The organism is Bradyrhizobium sp. GW821-FHT13H05, from assembly GCF_058804065.1.
In genome coordinates this window covers 241588-260000 of record NZ_JBXAPO010000008.1, presented here as the reverse complement: position 1 = coordinate 260000, position 18413 = coordinate 241588, and the positions used below count along the sequence as shown (strand labels likewise).

The 18413-nt window shown below is 63.7% G+C and carries 16 protein-coding genes (1 of these 16 running past the window's edge); 6 read left to right on the top strand and 10 right to left on the bottom strand.

Going from position 1 to position 18413, the window contains the following annotated elements; translation table 11 throughout:
* From AC1RR3_RS24605 to AC1RR3_RS24570, 8 genes are all read right to left on the bottom strand, one after another.
* A protein-coding gene (locus AC1RR3_RS24605) for a TRAP transporter substrate-binding protein (RefSeq protein WP_492825671.1) crosses the window boundary here: on the bottom strand, positions 1-829 show its 5' portion. It extends 263 nt beyond the left edge of the window; 829 of the gene's 1092 nt are visible here — the first part of the coding sequence; the start codon lies at positions 827-829; its stop codon lies off the left edge, out of view.
* Positions 830-1305: 476 nt separating this feature from the next.
* Positions 1306-2397, bottom strand: coding sequence for a TRAP transporter substrate-binding protein (locus tag AC1RR3_RS24600; RefSeq protein ID WP_492825670.1), 1092 nt, complete (start codon positions 2395-2397; stop codon positions 1306-1308).
* A 431-nt stretch (positions 2398-2828) separates the two neighbouring features.
* Complete coding sequence (locus tag AC1RR3_RS24595; protein ID WP_492825669.1) at positions 2829-3779, bottom strand: TAXI family TRAP transporter solute-binding subunit; 951 nt, start codon at positions 3777-3779, stop codon at positions 2829-2831.
* A gap of 299 nt (positions 3780-4078) precedes the next feature.
* Positions 4079-5392: an NAD(P)H-dependent oxidoreductase gene (locus tag AC1RR3_RS24590; protein WP_492825668.1), complete on the bottom strand. Its 1314-nt coding sequence runs from the start codon at positions 5390-5392 to the stop codon at positions 4079-4081.
* A gap of 182 nt (positions 5393-5574) precedes the next feature.
* Positions 5575-6375 (bottom strand): phytanoyl-CoA dioxygenase family protein, encoded by an 801-nt coding sequence (locus AC1RR3_RS24585; protein ID WP_492825667.1) that lies wholly within the window; start codon positions 6373-6375, stop codon positions 5575-5577.
* Between the two features lie 127 nt (positions 6376-6502).
* On the bottom strand, positions 6503-7180 hold the full coding sequence (locus AC1RR3_RS24580) for a GntR family transcriptional regulator (protein ID WP_492825666.1): 678 nt from the start codon (positions 7178-7180) through the stop codon (positions 6503-6505).
* 178 nt (positions 7181-7358) lie between these two features.
* Complete coding sequence (locus tag AC1RR3_RS24575; protein WP_492825665.1) at positions 7359-8171, bottom strand: alpha/beta fold hydrolase; 813 nt, start codon at positions 8169-8171, stop codon at positions 7359-7361.
* A 2-nt stretch (positions 8172-8173) separates the two neighbouring features.
* Positions 8174-8992, bottom strand: a complete 819-nt coding sequence (locus AC1RR3_RS24570) for an alpha/beta fold hydrolase (RefSeq protein ID WP_492825664.1) — start codon at positions 8990-8992, stop codon at positions 8174-8176.
* A 153-nt stretch (positions 8993-9145) separates the two neighbouring features.
* Here AC1RR3_RS24570 and AC1RR3_RS24565 point away from each other — a divergent pair, with 153 nt between their 5' ends.
* Complete coding sequence (locus tag AC1RR3_RS24565; RefSeq protein WP_492825663.1) at positions 9146-9688, top strand: methylated-DNA--[protein]-cysteine S-methyltransferase; 543 nt, start codon at positions 9146-9148, stop codon at positions 9686-9688.
* Positions 9689-9692: 4 nt separating this feature from the next.
* Here the strand turns inward: AC1RR3_RS24565 and AC1RR3_RS24560 are convergent, their stop codons facing one another.
* Both AC1RR3_RS24560 and AC1RR3_RS24555 read right to left on the bottom strand, forming a co-directional pair.
* A complete protein-coding gene (locus AC1RR3_RS24560; RefSeq protein ID WP_492825662.1) occupies positions 9693-11237 on the bottom strand; it encodes an acyl-CoA synthetase in 1545 nt (514 codons plus the stop codon).
* Positions 11238-11337: 100 nt separating this feature from the next.
* Positions 11338-12510, bottom strand: coding sequence for an acetyl-CoA C-acetyltransferase (locus AC1RR3_RS24555; RefSeq protein WP_492825661.1), 1173 nt, complete (start codon positions 12508-12510; stop codon positions 11338-11340).
* 212 nt (positions 12511-12722) lie between these two features.
* Here AC1RR3_RS24555 and AC1RR3_RS24550 point away from each other — a divergent pair, with 212 nt between their 5' ends.
* From AC1RR3_RS24550 to AC1RR3_RS24530, 5 genes are all read left to right on the top strand, one after another.
* Positions 12723-13325 carry a TetR family transcriptional regulator gene (locus AC1RR3_RS24550; RefSeq protein ID WP_492825660.1) on the top strand — a complete coding sequence of 201 codons (603 nt, stop codon included), beginning with the start codon at positions 12723-12725 and terminating at the stop codon, positions 13323-13325.
* Positions 13326-13379: 54 nt separating this feature from the next.
* Positions 13380-14138, top strand: coding sequence for an SDR family NAD(P)-dependent oxidoreductase (locus tag AC1RR3_RS24545; RefSeq protein WP_492825659.1), 759 nt, complete (start codon positions 13380-13382; stop codon positions 14136-14138).
* A gap of 212 nt (positions 14139-14350) precedes the next feature.
* Positions 14351-15157 carry an enoyl-CoA hydratase/isomerase family protein gene (locus AC1RR3_RS24540; protein WP_492825658.1) on the top strand — a complete coding sequence of 269 codons (807 nt, stop codon included), beginning with the start codon at positions 14351-14353 and terminating at the stop codon, positions 15155-15157.
* A 43-nt stretch (positions 15158-15200) separates the two neighbouring features.
* Positions 15201-17072 (top strand): AMP-binding protein, encoded by a 1872-nt coding sequence (locus tag AC1RR3_RS24535; RefSeq protein ID WP_492825657.1) that lies wholly within the window; start codon positions 15201-15203, stop codon positions 17070-17072.
* 160 nt (positions 17073-17232) lie between these two features.
* Positions 17233-18360, top strand: coding sequence for an acyl-CoA dehydrogenase family protein (locus AC1RR3_RS24530; protein WP_492825656.1), 1128 nt, complete (start codon positions 17233-17235; stop codon positions 18358-18360).
* Positions 18361-18413: the final 53 nt, after the last annotated feature.

Sequence of the window (18413 nt, the reverse complement as noted above, 5' to 3'; positions counted from 1 at the left end):
TGACCCAGGTGAAGGTGTCGCGTGACGCCATCTCGATCACGGACTGATAGTGCTTCGGCAACGCATTCCACTTGTCGAGATTCACGATGTTATGGCCCTGGCCGGTGCCTTCCCACCAGCCCGGATAGTAATAATATTTGGCGACCTTCACGAAGCCGAGCTTCTCGTCGTCATAAGGGCCGACCCACTCGGCCGCATCGATCGTGCCTTTTTCCAGCGCTGGATAGATGTCGCCGCCCGCGATCTGTTGCGGCACGCCGCCGACCTTGGCGATGATCGTGCCGGCGAAGCCGCCGACGCGGAATTTCAATCCCTTGAAATCCTCCATCGACTTGATCTCCTTCCGGAACCAGCCGCCCATCTGGGCGCCGGTCGAGCCGGTTGGAATGCCGACCGTGTTGTACTCCTTGAGGAGGTCGTTGAGCATCTCCGTGCCGCCGCCGAACAGCAGCCACGAAATATGCGCGCGCGTGTTCAGCCCGAACGGCAGCGAGGTGCCGAAGGTGAAGGCGGGGTTCTTGCCCCAATAATAATACAGCGCGGTGTTGCCCATCTCGACCGTGCCGTTCGACACCGCATCGAGCACCTGCAGGCCCGGGACGATCTCGCCGGATGCGAACGGCTGGATCTGGAATTTATTGTCGGTGGCCTCGGCGACGCGCTTGCAGAAATATTCGCAGCCGCCGTAGAGCGTATCGAGCGCCTTGGGCCAGCTTGCCGCGAGCCGCCACCTCATTTCCGGTGAAGACTGTGCGATCGCCGGTGCCGCAACCGCGGTGCTTGCCGCGAGACCGGCGCCTGTCACTTTCAGGAAATCACGACGTTTCATGCGTATCCCTCCGTTGTGCCGATTGCTCGACTAAGGGAACGATCTTCGTGTCGTCTTGGCTTCGTCGGTAACCGACGTGATGTTGTGGCGATGTGAATGTGTCTGAAGGCCCTTCAGGGCTCTTGGCGGATTCCGTGCGTTGCGGTTCCGTCAGTCAGGATGATCGCTTGCCCAGGGATAATCAAGCGGCGTTGAGTGCTCGCAGTTGCGAAGGTCTCGCCTGAAACGCGAGCCAAACCCACTGCTGTCATGCCCCGGCTTGACCGGGGTATCCAGTACGCCGCGGCGGATGTGGTGACAGCGCGCTCTTCAACGCCGGTCTTTGGAATACTGGATCGCCCGGTCGAGCCGGGCGATGACACCTTTGAAGCGGCTCGGGCGCTCGCCTGATGGCGCTCTTCATTCCCAAACAAAGAAGTCCCGGAGATGACGTCATCTCCGGGACTTCATCGTTTCGCCGCCCGTCGTTCAACGCCTCACGTCTTCGTCCGCATCCGCATCATGAAGCTGTCGAAGCTGAGCTCCGCGACCTGGAACCACGGCAGCGCATCATTGCGATAGGCCATCATGCTCGCATGCATCTTGCCGAAATGCGGATTGGTCTTGGAAAGATCGGCATAGATCTCGTTGGCCGTGGTGTAGCAGGCCTCCAGCACTTCCTGCGGAAACCCCTTGAGGATCGCACCGTTCACGATCAGACGCTTCAGCGCCGGGGCGTTCAGTGCGTCGTATTTTCCGGTGATCCAGGTGAAGGTGTCGCGCGACGCCGCATCGACCGCCGCCTGGTAGTGCTTGGGCAGCGCATTCCACTTGTCCAGGTTGATGATGTTATGGCCCTGGCTCGTGCCTTCCCACCAGCCGGGATAGTAATAGTACTTCGCGACCTTGGCGAAGCCGAGCTTCTCGTCGTCATAGGGGCCGACCCACTCAGCCGCATCGATGGTGCCCTTCTCCAGTGCCGGATAGATGTCACCGCCGGCGAGCTGCTGCGGCACGCAGCCGAGCTTGGCGAGGATCGTGCCGGCAAAGCCGCCGATCCGCATCTTCAGGCCCTTGAGATCGTCGACTGACTTGATCTCCTTCCTGAACCAGCCGCCCATCTGGGCGCCGGTGGCGCCTGTCGGAATGCCGTAGACGTTGTGCTCCTTCAAGAGGTCGTTGACGAGCTCCTGTCCACCGCCCCACAGCAGCCATGAAATTTGCTGGCGCGTGTTCAAGCCGAACGGCAGAGCGGTGGCGAAGGTGAAGGCAGGATTCTTGCCCCAGTAGTAATAGAGCGCGGTATTGCCGATCTCGACGGTGCCGTTCGACACGGCGTCGAGCACCTGCAGGCCGGGGACGATCTCGCCCGCCGCAAAGGGCTGGATCTGGAATTTGTTGTCGGTGATGTCGGCGACCTTCTTGGTGAAATATTCGGCGCCGCCATAGAGCGTATCGAGCGACTTCGGCCAGCTCGTGGCGTAGCGCCACCTGACCTCGGGCGAGCCTTGCGCGATCGCGGGCGCGGCGACGGCGGTGCTTGCAGCCAGGCCAGCGCCTGTCACCTTCAGGAAATCACGACGTTTCATGCGTACCCCTTCCATTGCGTCGATGCTTCGACCAGGGAACGATCTTGGTGTCGTCTTGTCGTCGTGGAGGATCGACGTTCTCTTGTTGAGATTGTTTGGCGTTTCCGAGTGGCCCTGATGGGCTCTTTTTTGCTGGAAGCCGAGCGTTGCGGTTCCGGCCTGAGGATGACCGGGTGCCTTGCGATAATCAAGCCTTATGCCTCGCTCGCAGTTGCGAACGCGGGCCAGACGCAAGCCGGATTGCCCGCGAACTGCTACTCAATTGGGCAATAGCAAAAGGGAGCCTCGCCCATGACGGGCAAGAAAGGTCGTGGTCGCCGGAGCGACCGGTCTCGTCGGCAACGCCGCGTTGCGACACTTCGGCACATCGGAGCCTTGCGAGGTCGTTGCGCTATCCCGCCGCAAGCCGCGTGATCATTACGCTCGCGGCCTCAGGGTGAAGGGATCTGGATGCCTGCGTCTTTGTAGAAGCGCAGGGCACCAGGATGAAATGGCACAACCCGGTTGTAAGGAGCATTCCTGGCGAGCGTCCCGTCAGCTCCGGAATAGATCTGTGATTGCGGATCCGAGGCAGTCAGTACGGCCTTGGTGATGGCGTAAGCCATATTGTCGGGCAAATCCTTGTTGGCCACGACAAAATTCCACCCCGAGACGCTTTTGATCTCTGTCGTCTGGCCTTTGTAGCTCCCACTCGGAACGGTGGCGGGCGAAAGCTGCGGCAAGACGCCAATCAGGCCGGCAACTTCCTTCTCCGTCAGCCCGAACACAACCGCATCGGCCTTGTCGGCGATGGTTGCCAGGGGACCGATCGGCACCCGCGCGCCCTGCCAAAGCGCATCGATCTTGCCGTCTATCACTTGTTGTGCCTGCTCGGCCGGATCCCCGGTCACGATGATGGGTTTGATTTTCGCGATCTCGGCGGCCGCGCGAAAAAATACCTCCGGCGGCCCCTTCGCTGGACCGACGCCAACTGTCTTGCCGTCGAGATCCGATAGCGAAGAGATTCCACGCTGGCGAAGTGCCGCGATCTGGAATGATGTTTCGTACATCGGAAACAATGCGCGCACGTTCCTGTGCTCATGGCCAGCCGCCCAACCTGATCCCTTGACCGCGTCATAGGCTGATCCCATGAACACGGTGCCCAGGGTGGTGGGTGATTCATCGACGGCTGTAAGATTCTCGTTCGAGCCGGAGCTGCGCTTGACCTCGATGCTGATGTTTTTGGACATCAAGAACCTGGCGAGGCCTTCGGCATAAGGCGTAAACGTGCTGCCATTGCCGGCGGCCTTGAGTGTCAAAGGTGCATCTTGCGCAATGGAAGAGGTCGCCCCAACAGCAATCGTACAAAGCAGCGAAAGCGCCCTTACCGACTTCAACATCATGCGTGCATCCCTTGCAAAGACCTGCGCTCGATCCGTCTTTCCAGGAGCAAATCACAGCGACGGCGCTATCCTATCCAATCCGATTGCTTCTTACAGCTGTCGTCATGTTTCTGTAGCCCGCGCAAACAGGATGATGAATATCAGGGCATGTTCGCTTCCAGGCCCAGGCAGATCCGGTTCTGCGGTCCGTTCGTGCCCGGCATTTGATCTTCGGCTCAAACGTTGGGCTCAAACGGCAAAAGGTCGGCATTTTGGCCGGGGACAGAGTGGTGGCGCCTGCCTGATGCAGGCGGCCACGCCTACCCCTCCTTCGCGAACGTCGCCTCCATCGCCTTGCGGATCCTGATCGTCTCGTTATCAGCGTCGAACTCGACATCGCTCCAGCGCACGATCTCGCCATGGGCGACGTCGTGCTTCAGCTTCAGCCGGTGCGCGAGACCGATCGGCAGTGCGTCCGCCCTGAGGCTTGCGGTTGCCGGCATCAGTTTACCCCACACCGTATAGCCGCCTTCGCCGTCCAGCATCTCGCCGGCGCGCAAGGCGCGTTTCGCCACGGACGCGACGTCGCCGCGGAAGCCGTAGGGCTGGCCGGTCGGCTCGCCGCGTAGTGCGGCCGACAGGATGGAGATGTTCAGCTCGAGCCCGATCAGGTGATACGGCTTGTACATTGCGGCAAAGCGTCCGCTGCCGTCGGTCTTCAGGCCGTACTGCCGGAAGCAGTCGGCGGCATAGTCGTTCGGCGCCTCCAGCACGACATAGACGCCCCAGCGCAGATCGCGAAACACCGGCCTTCCGTCGCGCTCGAGCGAGGAGACGACTTCGACGACGCCGGACCGCTCCAGCACGCCGCCGTGCGATCGCGGACGCATGATGTGCGGCAGATCGTCGACGCCGCAGGGCGGAAACAGCAGTCCCTCCGAGGGTACATCTAGCCCGCAGGCATTGGCGATTGCGGCCATCTCGATCGCCGATTTGGTGCCGTCGAGGAAGGAGTTGAACATCTGCGGATTCATGCCGGCGGACTGTGCTTCGCCCGCGGTCAGGCCGTAATGCTGCCAGACACCATCCGGTGTCACGTCGTGATAGGCCGGCAGATATTTTGTGCCCTTGCCGGCGGCAACCACGCGAAAACCGGTGGCGCGCGCCCAATCCACCATCTCCGCCGTCAGCGCCGGCTGATCGCCATAGGCGAGCGAATAGACCACGCCGGCCTTGCGCGCTTCCTCGGCGAGCAGGGGACCCGCCAGCACATCGGCCTCGACATTGACCATTACGACATGCTTGCCCGCCGCAATCGCCGCGCGCGCATGCTTGATGCCGACGGCCGGATTGCCGGTCGCTTCAACGACGACATCCATCGCGCCGCCGGCGATCGCCCGGGCGCCGTCGTCGGTGAAAACGGTGGCCGCGATCCGCTCGACGCTCCAGCCGACCGTGCGGCAAGCCTCGCGCGCGCGGTCGCGATCGATGTCGACGATGATGGGCACCTCCAGCCCCGGCGTGTGCGGCACCTGTGCCAGAAACATCGAGCCGAATTTGCCGGCACCGATCAGCGCGACACGGACAGGCTTGCCGGCGGTCGCGCGGGCCTGGAGGAGACGGAAGAGGTTCATGGTGGATGTCCTGGAATGATCGTGTCCCGGACGCGATGCAGCTTAGGCGATGCGTAGCATCGTCCGGCAACGCTGCTTCGCAGAGCCGGGACCCAGAGAGAAACTACCCGTGTAGCATGGGCCCCGGCTCTGCAGCGCACCGCTGAAGAAGCGCTGCGCTGCGTCCGGGGCACGAGACCTGCCTACTCCGCCGCCTGCCGCGGCGCACGTGCGAGCCGCACCAGAGCGTCGTCCTCCACCGTCTTGATCGGCGCAAAGTCCCGATGCGCGATGTACTCCGGCCGTGTCGGTGTGCGGATGTAGTTCGAGACCGCGTTCAGCGTCAGGTACACGATCTTGCGCGGGTAGGGCGTGATGTTGCCGCTGGAGCCGTGCACGAGATTGCCGTGGAACATCAGCATGCCGCCGGGCTTTCCGGTCGGTGCGACGATGCCGCCCTGCTTGACGAGACGCGTCACCGTGTCCTCGTCCAGCGTCCACAGCGGGTAGGATGTGGTCGAGAGGTCATGCGAGGCCTTGAGATCGCCGGCGTGCTGGCTTTGCGGCACCAGCATCAAGGGGCCGTTGATCGGCATCACCTCGTCGAGGAAGATCGCGATGTTCATCGCGCGCGGCTCCGGCATGCCGTCGTCGCGCTTCCAGGTGCCGTAATCCTGGTGCCATTGCCAGACATCGCCGGTGAAGGCCGATTTCGCGTTGATCTTGAACTGGTGCATGTACACAGGCTCGCCGAACAATTGCTCGACGGGGTCGATCATGCGCGGATGCGCACCCAGAATGCGGAAGGCCTCGTTGTAGAGATGCGCGGCAAAGGCCGTGCGCGGCGCGCCGCTCTTCTCCCGCCAGACCTCAGGCCGGTTGGCATCATAGATGCCGACCGCCTCGCGCGCGAGCAAATCGACCTCCTCTTGGGCAAACAGTTCTGGCAAAAACAGCCAGCCCTCGCGGTGGAAGAACTCCAATTGCTCCTGGGACAGTTTCATGGGTCGTCCTCCTGTTCTGATTTTTGTTGTTCGTCGTTCCGGGGCGATGCGCAGCATCGAACCCGGAACCTCGAGATTCCGGGCTCACGCTTCGCGTGCCCCGGAATGACGGCGGGTACGCGTGTCGCTACGCCGCCGCCTCGTCCGTCGCCCTCAATCTCTCCTCAGTCATCCGTCCCGCCGTCTGCGCATGCGCCAGCGCCGCGCGTTCGGCTGCCTTGGCGTCACCTGCGAGAATGTGCTTGGCGATATCGGCATGCTCGGCCCAGGCGCTGCCGCGATAGTCGAGCTCCGACAGCACCGTCGCCATTGAACGCCGCATATGCGGCCATTGCGGCGCGATGGTCTCCTCGATCACGGGGTTGCCGGCGAGCTGATAGATGGCGCGGTGAAAATCGACGTCGAGCGTGATGAGCTCGGCAAGCGACGTGTTCCGATCGATGCGGCGCCCCGCAGCGAGCGCGGCATCGAGCCGCGCGCGCCCTGCCGCGTCAGTGCCCGCACGCTCCGCGGCGAGCCGGGCGGCGAGTGCATCGATGGCGCCGCGCACCTCGTAGAGCTGGCGAATGCGCGCGGGATCGAGCTGGGTGACTTCAAAGCCGCGCCGGCCGCTCTCGGCGACGAGCCCCTGCCGGTGCAGCAGATGCAGCGCATGCGACACCGGCTGGCGCGACACGCCGAGCTTGTCGGCGAGCTCGTTCTGCCGGATGCGCTGGCCGGGCTGCAGCGTACGATCAGAGATCGCCTCCAGGATGCGCGCATAGACCTGGTCGATCAGGTTCGGGAGCGGGTCGAGAGGGATCACACCGGCAGCTCCGAGAAAGGGAATACGGAATTCCGTATTCGAGAATACGGCGGGAGGCCAAGAGCGTCAAGCACTACCTAGATACCGGACGCGTCGTCGTTTGAGGAGCGGCTAAGCTATTGATATGGCTTGGGCCGCCTACTGTGCATGGGGTTGTTTTCGAGAAAATGCGTCTCGCCTACTCCGCCAGAAACGCGCTCACCACCTCGCCGAACTCCAGCGGTGCCTGCTCGAACATCCAGTGGCCGGCATTCCCGATCACCGCCGTCCTGGCTCCTGCGATATGCTCGGCCAGCACGCGCCACATCACCGACAGGCTTCCCGTTGTCGCACCGCCGCCGATCACAAGCGTCGGCGTCTTGATCGCCTGTGTGTCCGCGAGCGTATAGGGCCTGCGCTGCTCGTTGATCTGGCCGAGGAAGGTCAGCGCGTTGTCGCGCAATTGCTGCTTGGCTGCCGCCGGCACGCGTCGCCACGAGCCGTCGCCTTCGATGCCCTCGTAGAAGTTCTGCAGTGCGCCCTCGATGTCGCCGGCACGGATCATCTCGACCGAGCGTGCCGTGCGCGCGGCGAGCGGCGGATGCGCGGGCGTGCCTTCAGGCACCGGAAGGCTGGCGTCGAGATCGCCGCCGGGTTCTGCCAGCACCAGCTTGCGCAACAGATCGGGCCGTGCCTGCGCCACGCGAAAGGCGATGTGGCCGCCGCGCGAATGGCCCATCAGGTCGATGGGCCCGGGCTTCACCTGCTCGATGAAGGCGATCACATCAGCGACGTGCTGCGCCATCTTGTAGTCGTCGCCGACGGCATCCCAATGCTCGGGGAAGAAGTGCCGCAGGCTGACCGCGATGACGCGGTGGCTCTTCGACAGCGGGCCGAGCACCGAATACCAGGTACGGAAATCCCCGAGCGTGCCGTGCACGCAGACCAGCGGATGGCCCTCTCCGACTTCGAGATAAGCCATGTCATAACCGTTGACGCGAAATGTCTGCATGATCAGCTCGCCAGAAAGTCCAGGACGACTTCGGAGTATTTCTGCGGCGCCTGCTCGAACATCGGATGCGTCGCGTTCGGGATGATCGCCGTCTTCGAATAGGGTACATGCGCGGCGAGCGCATGCAGCACCTTCGGCAGCAGGCCCTTGGTCCGCGCACCCAGGATGAACAGCGTCGGCATCCTGATCGCTTCCGCATCCGCCTTCGAGAACGGCGGGCGGTTGTCGCGAACCTGGCCGATCAGGGTGGTGGCGTTGTCGCGCAGATTCTGCTTCACCATCGCCGGCAGCCGCGGCCAGGTGCCGGCGCCTTCCAGCGTGTCGACGAACACGGCGAGCCCGCCATCGACATCGCCGGCCGCGATCTTCTCGGCCGAGGCGGTGAAGCGCGCCAGCAGCGGCGAGGGGCCGCCGGCATATTCAGGATCAAGGCTCGCGTCGAGCTCGCCGCCGGGCTCCGCCAGGACGAGCCGCCGCAACAGATCCGGGCGGGCTTGCGCCACGCGAAAGCAGATGTGCCCGCCACGGGAATGGCCCATCAGATCGACCGGCCCGAGGTCGAGCGTCTCGATGAAGGCGATGACGTCCTGGACATGCTGGGCGATCGAATAGGTGTCACTGAGGCCGTCCCATTTTTCCGGGAAGAAGTGCCGCAGGCTGACAGCGATCACCCGATGCCGCTGCGTCAGCGGCCCGAGCACGCAGCCCCAGACCCGGAAATCATTGAGCGAGCCATGCACGCAGACCAGCGGCGGCCGTCCCAGGTCTTCGCCCACGTCGAGATAGGGCATGTCGTATCCGTTGACGTGCAGGCTTTGCATTCTCGGTTCTCGAAGTGTTGGCTCGCTGGAAGAGGGGCGGAACTCCTGTGCAAGATTCCCGGAAACCGGGTGGATCGCAACTATTTCCAAGCCTAGATTTAAGCGGAGATCACAATGGGGGCATGCGACAAGGACGCAGCCAGGAACCAAGCCATGACCGACCAGCATTTCGCCCTGTTCGACACCAGGATCGGCCTCTGCGCCATTGCCTGGGGCCCGCGCGGCATCAACGGCACGCAGCTTCCGATGGGTGGCGAGGACAAGATCCGCACCCGCATCGGCCAGCGCCACGCCGACGCCAGCGAAGCAGAGCCGACGGCCGAGGTGCAGCAGGCGATCGACCGCATCGTCAAATTGCTCGCTGGCGAGCCTGACGACCTCACCGACATTCCGCTCGATCTTGATGGGGTGCCCGACTTCAACCGCGGCGTCTACGAGATCGCCCGCGCCATCCCGCCGGGCAAGACGCTGACCTATGGCGACATCGCCAAGCGCCTCGGTGGCGTCCAGCTGTCGCGCGACGTCGGCCAGGCGCTGGGGCACAACCCGTGCCCGATCGTCGTGCCCTGCCATCGCGTGCTCGCGGCCGGCAACAAGCCCGGCGGCTTCTCGGCGAATGGCGGCGTGGTGACGAAGCTGAAGATGCTCGAAATCGAAGGCGCGCTGGTCAACCACACGCCGAGCCTGTTTGATTGAGGCGCTATATCTTCGCCGCCGTCTTCGGCCAATATTTGTCGCGCAAGTGCCGCTTCACCAGCTTGCCCGTCGGCGTGCGTGGCAGCTCGGCCTCGAAATCGATCGAGCGCGGGCACTTGATGGCGGAGAGGCGGCCCTTGCAGTAGGCGATCAAATCGGCTTCCAGCGCCTTGCCCGCACGCGTCATGTCGTGCGGCTGCACCACGGCCTTCACCTCCTCGCCCATCTCATCGTTCGGCACGCCGAACACGGCGACGTCGGCGACATCGGGGTGGGTGATCAGCACGTCCTCGGTCTCCTGCGGGTAGATGTTCACCCCGCCGGAGATGATCATGTAGGACTTGCGGTCGGTGAGAAAGAGAAAGCCGTCCTTGTCGAGATAGCCGACATCGCCGAGGGTCGACCAGCCCTTGGCGTTGTAGGCCTTCTTCGTCTTCTCGGGGTCGTTGTGGTAGGCGAAAACAGGCGCATCGGCGAAGTAGACCGTGCCGATTTCGCCAACGGGCTGCTCGTCGTCGTTCTCGTCCAGAATCTTGATCTTGCCGACCACGGCGCGGCCGACGCTGCCACGATGCGTCAGCCATTCTTTCGAGTTGCAGACGGTGACTCCGTTGCCTTCCGAGCCAGCATAATACTCGATCAGGATCGGCCCCCACCACTCGATCATCTTCGCCTTGACGTCGACCGGGCAGGGCGCGGCGGCGTGGATCGCGCCCTTCAGCGTCGAGACATCATACTTCGTGCGGACCTCGTCGGGCAGCTTCAGCATGCGCACGAACATGGTCGGCACCAGCTGCGATTGCGTGACCTTGTATTTTTCGACCAGCTTCAAGAACTCTTCGGCGTCAAAGTGCTCCATGATGATCGAGGTGCCGCCCAGCACGATCGCCATCATGTTGAAGCGCAAGGGAGCCGCGTGATAGAGTGGCGCCGGCGACAAATAAGTGCTTCCGGCATTCATGCCGCACATATCGGCGCAGAGCACGCGCAGGAACGCATTCGGCACGTCGATCCTGTTGCCCTCGAACGCCTTCTTGATGCCCTTCGGTCGCCCGGTGGTGCCCGATGAATACAGCATGTCGTAGCCGGCCACCTCGTCCGCGACTGGCGTTGTCGGCTGCGCAGCCGCTTCCTTGTCGTAGGAACGGAAGCCGGGCAGCGGCTCGTCAACCATGTAAAAGATCGGCTCGCCGGCCTTGCCCCTGATCAAAGCCTTGATCTGGTCGGCGCATTTCGGCGTGGTGATGACGACCTTGGCGCCGCAATCGGCGATGATGTAGTCGATCTCGTCCTGCTTCAGATAGCGGCTGATCGCGGTGTAATAGAGCCCGCTCCGTTGTGCCGCCCAGCAGATCTCCATGAAGGCGAGACGGTTCTCCATCAGCAGCGCGACGTGGTCTCCGGCCTTCAGCCCGAGCGAGCGAAACAGGTTTGCGCCCTGGTTCGAGAGCTCGTCGAGCTCGCGATAGGTGATTGCCTTGCCAGTCCCGGCCATCTGGTAGGCGTTCTTGTCGGGCGTGGTCTTGGCGTGGACGGACGGGTGGGTCATGACGCTTCCTCAAAAAAGAGGCGAGCGGTGAATGGCGGCAGGGGCGGATGCCGCTCCCTGTCACCACTCTCCACTCGCCATTTGTTGTTCGCTTTTCTTCTTACAGTCGTTCGACGATCGTCACATTGGCCATGCCGCCGCCTTCGCACATGGTCTGCAGGCCGTAGCGCTTGCCACGCTGGTGCAGGGCGTGGACCAGCGTCGTCATCAGCTTGGTGCCGGAGCCGCCGAGCGGATGGCCGAGCGCGATGGCGCCGCCATTGACGTTGAGGCGGGCGGGGTCAGCGCCGGTGGTCTTCAGCCAGCCGGTCGGCACCGACGCGAAGGCCTCGTTGACCTCGAACAGGTCGATGTCGTCGACCTTCATGCCGGCCTTCTCCAGCGCGCGCTTGGTGGCATGCAGCGGCGCGTCGAGCATGATGACGGGGTCGCCGCCGGTCATGGTCATGTGATGAATGCGCGCGAGCGGTGTGAGGCCGAGCTGCTTGAGCCCGCGCTCGTTCACCACCATGACGCCGGAGGCGCCGTCGCAGATCTGGCTGGCGCTGGCCGCGGTGAGCTTGCCGTTCTCGGCGATCAGCTTGACGCCCTTGATGCCGTCGAGCGTGGCGTCGAAGCGGATGCCCTCGTCGATGTGGTGGGTGTCCTTGGAGCCGTCGGCGCGGGTGATCTCGAGCGGCACGATCTCCTTCTTGAAATGGCCGGCCTGCGTCGCCGCGATCGCGCGCTGATGGCTGTTGTAGGAATATTCGTCGAGATCATCCTTCGACAGGCCGTACTTCTCGGCCATCATCTCGGCGCCGGTGAACTGGCTGAACACGATGTTCGGATAGCGGTGCTCGATGCCCGGGCTCTTGTAATTGCCAAAGCCGTTCTTGGCCGGGAGTTGCGAGGACAGGCCCATCGGCACGCGCGTCATCGATTCCACGCCGGCGGCGATCACCACGTCCATCGTGCCGGACATCACGGCCTGCGCCGCGAAGTGCAGCGCCTGCTGCGACGAGCCGCACTGGCGGTCGATCGAGGTGCCCGGCACGCTTTCCGGCAGCTTCGAGGCCATGATCGCGTTGCGCGCGACGTTGTTCGACTGCTCGCCGACCTGCATCACGCAGCCCATGATCACGTCCTCGACCAAACCGGGATCGACCTTGGTGCGATCGACCAGCTCGTTCAGCACCTTGGCGGCGAGATCGGCCGGATGCCAGCCGGCGAGGCGGCCCCCCTTGCGCCCGCCGGCGGTACGCGCAGCGGCGACGATATAAGCCTCGGCCATTTCGGTCTCTCCCTGGATTGTTCTGTATCGCGTTGGGTTGTCGGGGCGGATTTAAGGGACGAGACGTCGTTTAGTCAATCGATCAATTAACTCTTGTGATGAGGCGCTGCTTGGGCTTATCTGCGCCCGCTCTTGCGGCCAAAACAGGGATCTCCGTGGCTACCAGCGTACCGAACAGGCTCCCCAGCGGGAAAAATTCCACGGCAGAGAAATTGCTCGTGGCCGCCAGCGAGTTGATGATCGAACGCTCCTCGATCGAGATCTCGCTCTCCGACATCGCTCAGAAGTCCGGCGCCAACGCCGCGCTGGTCAAATATCATTTCGGCAACAAGGACGGCCTGCTGCTGGCGCTGCTCGAGCGCGACGCCGGGACCGAGTTGTCCAATCTCGAATATCTGCTGGCCCAGCCGATCACGCCGACCGCGAAGCTGAAGCTGCATATCGGCGGCATCATCCGCGCCTATCATCGGTTCCCCTATATGAACCGGCTGATCCACTATCTCCTGCACGAAAGTGTTGCCGGCTCCGCGGATGAAGTCTCGAAGTTCTTCGTCGCGCCGCTGCTCGACTTCCACCGCCGTCTGCTCGCCGAGGGCGTCAGTCGCGGCGAGTTCCGCACCACCGATCCGGTGCTGTTCTACACCAGCCTGATCGGCGCCTGCGATCACCTGTTCTTCGGCCGGCACGCGATGTCTCGCGCGACCGGCGTCGGTCCGGTCACCGATGACGTCTGCCGGCAATACATCAAGCACATGGAAACGCTGATCTGCGGCGGCATCCTCGCGCAAGCCGGGGAAGCTGTCGCGGCCGGATAATCCGGCCGTCACACTCAAGTCTAGAGAAGAAACGCCCAAGGAAAGGTACCCATCATGGAATTGAAAGACGTAGCCGTTCTGATCACCGGCGGTGGTTCGGGCCTCGGTGAAGCCACCGCCCGCGCCATGGCGGCCAAGGGCGCCAAGATCGGTGTGATCGACCAGAACAAGGACAACGCCGAGAAGGTCGCCGCCGAGGTCAAGGGCGTCGCGCTCCATGCCGACGTCACCGACGAAGACGGCATCAAGGCCGCGATTGCGAAAGCGGAAGCCGCGCACGGCGTTGCGCGCGTTCTGATGAACTGCGCCGGCATCGGCGGCTCGCAGCGTATCGTAGGCAGGGACGGCGTCTATCCGCTGGCGAAGTTCGCCCGCATCATCAACGTCAATCTGATCGGCACCTTCAACTGTCTGCGCCTGTTCGCCGAGCGCCTCGTCACCATCGAGCCGGTCGGTGAAGAGCGTGGTGTCATCATCAACACGGCCTCGGTTGCCGCTTACGAGGGCCAGATCGGTCAGATCGCCTATTCGGCCTCGAAGGGCGGCGTCGTCGGCCTCACGCTGCCGGCCGCGCGCGACCTCGCCAGCCAGAAGATCCGCGTCAACACCATCGCGCCGGGCCTGTTCTTCACGCCGCTGCTGATGGGCCTGAACGAGGAGGCCCGCAAGAGCTTAGGGGCCCAGGTGCCACATCCCTCGCGTCTCGGCGATGCCAAGGAATACGGTGCGCTCGCGGTGCACATCGTGGAGAACGCGATGCTCAACGGCGAGACCATCCGTCTCGACGGCGCGATTCGTATGGCGCCGCGGTAGGCTCTTCTTCCCCTCTCCCCTCTTGTCCGCCGAAGCCTTCAGGCGAAGGCGGATGTGGGAGAAGGTGGCGCGAAGCGCCGGATGAGGGGTTCTCTCCGCGGAGACAGACCCCTCACCCAAGCGAGTATGTGGCTAGCGATGTACATGTCCTCTCCCACAAGGGGAGAGGACGCAGCAATCGGCGCCGCGACCCGCGGCTAGCACGAGGCCCCATGTCCCAACCGCTGCTGATCGAGCATGACGACGGCGTCGACCGGGTGACGCTCAATCGGCCCGAGCACCTCAACGCGCTTGATCCTGCGCTGATCGACGCGCTCAACGTTTATTTCCAGGGCCTCCAGCGCAACCGCGACACACGCGTCGTGGTGCTCAAGGGCGCCGGCAAGAACTTTTGCGCGGGCCTCGATCTCAAGGCGGCGATGGCGCGCCGTGCCGGGCAGCAGGAGCCGCCCGGCGTCACGGAGTCATTGGACTCGCAGCGTCGCATCGCCGACATCGTGATGCTGATGCGGCGCTGTCCGCAGCCGATCATCTCGCTGGTGCAGGGCGCGGCGGCTGGTGGTGGTTTCGCGCTGGCGCTTGCCTCCGACATCCGCATCGCGACGAAGTCGGCGCGCATGAACTGTGCCTTCATCAAGCTCGGCCTCGGCGGCTGCGACATCGGCACCAGCTACTTTCTGCCGCGGCTCGTCGGTGTCTCTGTGGCGTCCGAGCTGATCCTGACCGGACGTTTCATCGGGGCCGATCGCGCCCTCGCGGTTGGGCTGGTCTCGGAGGTCGTTGACGAAGACAAGCTCGATGCCGCCGCCGCGTCCTATGTCGATGCGATGATGACGGCCTCGCCTGTGGGGCTGCGCCTGTCGAAGGAATGTCTCAACATGAGCGTTGATGCAGGGTCGCTGGAGGCGGTGATCGCGATGGAGGACCGCAACCAGGTCCTGTGCAGCCGCTCCGAGGAATTTTCGGAAGGCATCAGGGCCTTCCTTGAGAAGCGAAAGCCTGTCTATATCAAGCGCTGAACCACGAAGATCCGCAAAGGACAATAATTCCGGGAGACGCAAAATGAGTGGAAGCGCGGCGGCGGTGATGACGAAGCCCGCCTTTCGCAAGGTCGAGTGGCTGGCGCGCGATATCGACGTCGAGCGGCGCGCCGACGGCACGGTGGTGCTGAAGTCGCGCATTCCGCTGCAGGCTTACGAGAAACACCTTCCGGCCTCGCTGGCGAAATGGGCGAAGGAAGCGCCCGAGCGCATCTGGCTGGCGCAGCGCGGCGGTCCGAACCGCGAATGGCGCAAGGTGTCCTATGGCGAGGCCAAGCGCACCGTCGATGCGCTGACGCAGGCGCTGCTCGATCTCAAGATCGAGGGACGCCCGGTGACGATTCTCTCGGGCAATTCGATCGAGCACGCGCTGATGACGCAGGCTGCGATGCAGGCGCGGGTCCCGGCTGCGCCGGTGTCGCCGGCCTACTCGCTGATGAGCCACGATCACGTCAAGCTGAAGTACCTGTTTGACCTGATCAAGCCGGCCGTGGTGATGGTGCAGGACGGCCCGACCTTCGAGAAGGCGCTCAAGGCGCTCGATCTCACCGGTGTCACCGTCGTTCACGTCGTCCGTCCCTGCGACGGCATCAAGAGCGTCAGCTTTGCCGAGTTGGCAGCGACGCCGGTGACGGCCGATGTCGAGGCGTCGATCGCGAAGATCACGCCCGATACCGTCGGCAAGCTGCTGTTCACATCCGGCTCGACCGGCATGCCCAAGGCCGTCATCAACACGCAAGAGATGATGTGCGCCAATGCGGCGATGATGATGCAGGTCCGGCCGCGCGATCCCGGTGGCCCGATCTCGACCATGCTGGACTGGATGCCGTGGAACCATACCATGGGCGGCAATGCGGCGTTTCATCCGGTGCTGGTCGACGGGGCAACGCTCTATATCGACGATGGCCGGCCGATGCCGGGCCAGTTCGAGGAGACGCTGCGCAATCTGCGCGAGATTTCGCCGACCTATTACGCCAATGTGCCGGCCGGCTATGCGGCGCTGGCGGCGGCCATGGAGAAGGACGACGCGCTGTGCCGCTCGTTCTTCAAGAACCTCGCGATCATGGCCTATGGCGGCGCGCGGCTGCCCGACGACCTCTACGACCGCATGCAGGTACTGGCGGTGAAGACCACCGGGGAGCGCATCGTATTCTACACCGGCTGGGGTTCGACCGAGACCTCGCCGACCTCGACCGGTACCTATTGGGACACCGAGCGCGTCGGCCTGATCGGCCTGCCGTTCCCCGGCGTCGAACTGAAGATGGTGCCGTGTGGCTCGAAATACGAGCTGCGCCTGCGCGGTGTCAACGTCACGCCCGGCTATTTTGGTCAGCCTGATCTCACCAAGAAGATGTTCGACGAAGAGGGCTTTTACTGCATCGGTGATGCCGGCATTTTCGTCGATGATGCCGATCCGGTGAAAGGCATCATCTTCGCCGGCCGTGTGGTCGAGGATTTCAAGCTCACCACCGGCACCTTCGTCCATGTCGGCTCGCTGCGTACCGATGCCATCGCCGCCGCCACGCCTGTGGTGCACGACGCGCTGGTCGCGGGGCAGGATCAGTGTTCGATCGGTCTGCTGGCATGGCCCAATCTGCACGCCTGCCGCCAACTTGTCGGTAAGCCCGATCTGAGCTTTGACGAGGCTGTGGCCCATCCCGATGTGATCGCCTGCTTCAAGCGCGGGCTGGAAGCGCACAACACAGAGTGTGGCGGCGCCAGCAGCCGCATCATCGCACGCGCCATGCTGATGGCCGAGCCGCCCTCGATCGACGGCAACGAGCTCACCGACAAGGGCTACATCAACCAGCGCGCCGGCCTCGAGCGTCGCGCCGCGCTCGTCGAGCGGCTTTACGCGGACAAGCCGGATCAGGATGTGATCGTGCTGAAATGAAGACGACACTCTCTCCATTCGTCATTCCGGGATGGCCCGCAGGGCCAGGTCCGGAATCCATAACCCCGGCTGGTGGATATGGATTCCGGGCTCGCCGCTACGCGGCGCCCCGGAATGACGGCATCAATTCAAGCGACAGACAATAACAGGGTAGGCCGCCATGAACTTCGATTTCTCCGACGACCAGAAGCAGCTCCGCGACCAGGCGCGCAAATTCCTCACCGAAAAATGCTCGCCCAAGGCGGTGCGCGTCGTGCTCGACGGCAAGGCGCCCTATGACAAGGAGTTGTGGAAGGGGCTCGCCGAAATGGGCTTTCTCGGCGTTGCGATCCCCGAGGAATTCGGCGGCGCCGGTGCCGGCCATCTCGAGCTCTGCGTGATCGCGGAAGAGATGGGCCGGGCGAACGCGCCGGTGCCGTTCTCCTCGACCGTCTATCTCGCGGCCGAAGCGCTGCTGATCGCCGGCAGTGACGCGCAAAAGAAGAAATGGCTGCCGGCCATCTCTTCGGGCGACGCGATTGCCACGCTGGCGCTGTTCGAGGGCAAGGGCAATCCGGCGCCGAAGAACGTCAAGCTGACGGCTGCGAACGGCGTGCTCAACGGCGTCAAGAAGCCGGTCGCCGACGGCGCCATCGCCGACTTCGCGGTGGTCGCCGCGCGCACGGGCTCGAGTGGACGTGACGGCGATATCTCGCTGTTCCTGGTCGACCTCAAGGCCGGCGGCGTCGCGGTGAAGAGCCTTACCAATCTCGATCCGACCCGTGGGCAGGCCGAGATCACCTTCAAGGACGTTAAGGCTGAGCCGCTTGGCGCGACCGGCGAAGGCTGGAGCATTTTAACCCAGGTGCTCGACCGCGCCGCGGTGCTGTGCGCCTTCGAGCAGGTCGGCGGCTCCGACCGCGCGCTGGAGATGGGCCGCGACTACGCGCTTGACCGTATCGCCTTCGGCCGCCAGATCGGCTCGTTCCAGGCGGTCAAGCACATGCTCGCGGACATGTATGTGTCGGCGACGCTGGCGCGCTCCAACAGCTACTACGGCGCCTGGGCGCTCTCGACCAACGCGGGTGAACTGCCGGAAGCCGCCGCCGCCGCGCGCATCAGCGCGACGCAGGCGTTCCAGCACTGCGCCAAGAACAACATCCAGGTTCACGGCGGCATGGGTTTCACCTGGGAGTTCGACTGCCACATGTACTACCGCCGCGCCAATGCGATGGCGCTCGGGCTCGGCAGCCTCACTTATTGGGAAGACCAGTTGATCGACCGCATGCGCAAGAAGAACGCGGCGTAAGCCACAGCACGTGTCCCGGACGCGGCGCGTAGCGCAGCAGAGCCGGGACCCAG

Excerpts from the sequence above, each read along its gene's own strand:
- AC1RR3_RS24545 (WP_492825659.1), top strand. The coding sequence starts at position 13,380 with ATGGAATTGAAAGACGTAGCCGTTCTGATCACCGGCGGTGGTTCGGGC.
- AC1RR3_RS24555 (WP_492825661.1), bottom strand. The coding sequence starts at position 12,510 with ATGGCCGAGGCTTATATCGTCGCCGCTGCGCGTACCGCCGGCGGGCGC.
- AC1RR3_RS24600 (WP_492825670.1), bottom strand. The coding sequence starts at position 2,397 with ATGAAACGTCGTGATTTCCTGAAGGTGACAGGCGCTGGCCTGGCTGCA.
- AC1RR3_RS24535 (WP_492825657.1), top strand. The coding sequence starts at position 15,201 with ATGAGTGGAAGCGCGGCGGCGGTGATGACGAAGCCCGCCTTTCGCAAG.
- AC1RR3_RS24570 (WP_492825664.1), bottom strand. The coding sequence starts at position 8,992 with ATGCAAAGCCTGCACGTCAACGGATACGACATGCCCTATCTCGACGTG.
- AC1RR3_RS24585 (WP_492825667.1), bottom strand. The coding sequence starts at position 6,375 with ATGAAACTGTCCCAGGAGCAATTGGAGTTCTTCCACCGCGAGGGCTGG.
- AC1RR3_RS24530 (WP_492825656.1), top strand. The coding sequence starts at position 17,233 with ATGAACTTCGATTTCTCCGACGACCAGAAGCAGCTCCGCGACCAGGCG.
- AC1RR3_RS24595 (WP_492825669.1), bottom strand. The coding sequence starts at position 3,779 with ATGATGTTGAAGTCGGTAAGGGCGCTTTCGCTGCTTTGTACGATTGCT.
- AC1RR3_RS24565 (WP_492825663.1), top strand. The coding sequence starts at position 9,146 with ATGACCGACCAGCATTTCGCCCTGTTCGACACCAGGATCGGCCTCTGC.
- AC1RR3_RS24540 (WP_492825658.1), top strand. The coding sequence starts at position 14,351 with ATGTCCCAACCGCTGCTGATCGAGCATGACGACGGCGTCGACCGGGTG.
- AC1RR3_RS24575 (WP_492825665.1), bottom strand. The coding sequence starts at position 8,171 with ATGCAGACATTTCGCGTCAACGGTTATGACATGGCTTATCTCGAAGTC.
- AC1RR3_RS24590 (WP_492825668.1), bottom strand. The coding sequence starts at position 5,392 with ATGAACCTCTTCCGTCTCCTCCAGGCCCGCGCGACCGCCGGCAAGCCT.
- AC1RR3_RS24560 (WP_492825662.1), bottom strand. The coding sequence starts at position 11,237 with ATGACCCACCCGTCCGTCCACGCCAAGACCACGCCCGACAAGAACGCC.